Here is a 1,044-nt window from a genome sequence, read left to right as displayed (position 1 = left end):
TGCGGATGTACCAGCACCACGACGCGGTGCTGCACGCCGTGCGGGAGGGAGTGCTGATCGTCGGGGAGGACGGGCGGCTGCTGCTGGGCAACGACGAGGCGCGGCGGCTCCTCGGCCTGCCGGAGGATGCGGAGGGCCGCCGTGTCACCGATCTGGGTCTGGACCCGCGCCTCGTCGAGCTGCTGGTCTCGGGGCGGGCGGCGAGCGACGAGGTGCGGCTGGCCGGGGAGCGCCTGGTGGCGGTGAACGTCCGCTCGACCGCGCCTTACGGCGGGCCGGCGGGGAGCGCGGTGACGCTGCGGGATTCCACCGAGCTGCGGGCGCTGGCGGGCCGGGCGGAGGCGGCGCGGGAGCGTCTGCGGCTTCTCTATGACGCGGGCGTGAAGGTCGGCACCACCCTGGACGTGGCGCGCACCGCCGAGGAGCTGGCCGAGGTGGCGGTCCCGCGCTTTGCGGACATCGTCACCGTCGAGCTCCTGGAGCCGGTCCTGCGAGGCGGCGACGCGGAGGACCGGACCACCGAGATGCGCCGCACGGCCGCCAGGGGCTTCACGCCGGACACGCCGCTGTACCCGGTGGGCGAGAAGATCGTTTACGTGTCGGCCACGCCGCAGGCCAGGAGCATCACCAGCGGCGAGGCGCTGCTGGAGGCCGACATGCGCACGGCCAAGGGCTGGCGGGCCCAGGACCCGGAGCGGGCCGCACGGATTCTGGAGTACGGCGTCCACTCGCTGATCTCCGTGCCGCTGCGGGCCCGTGGCGTGGTGCTGGGCCTGGCCGACTTCTGGCGGCGGGAGACCCCGGAGCCGTTCGGGCCCGAGGACGTGTCGTTCGCCGGGGAGCTGGCGGCGCGGGCGGCGGTCGCCATCGACAACGCCCGCCGCTACACCCGCGAGCGCGCCACCGCCGTCACGCTCCAGCGCAGCCTGCTGCCCCAGGCCCTGGCCGGGCAGTCCGCGCTTCAGGTGGCCCACCGGTACCTGCCCGCGCAGGCCGGGGTCGGCGGGGACTGGTTCGACGTGATCCCGCTGCCCGGCGCCCGGG

At 75.6% G+C, this 1,044-nt stretch carries 1 protein-coding gene; it reads left to right on the top strand.

Annotated features, from left to right (window positions below):
- A partial coding sequence (locus tag D7231_RS35760) for a GAF domain-containing protein (RefSeq protein ID WP_120760553.1) occupies positions 1-1,044 on the top strand: 1,044 nt, incomplete at both ends.

The sequence above is a fragment of the Streptomyces klenkii genome, from assembly GCF_003626645.1.
Lineage (GTDB): Bacteria > Actinomycetota > Actinomycetes > Streptomycetales > Streptomycetaceae > Streptomyces > Streptomyces klenkii.
Note: the sequence above shows the minus strand (reverse complement) of the source record. Positions and strands in the feature narration are given on the sequence as shown.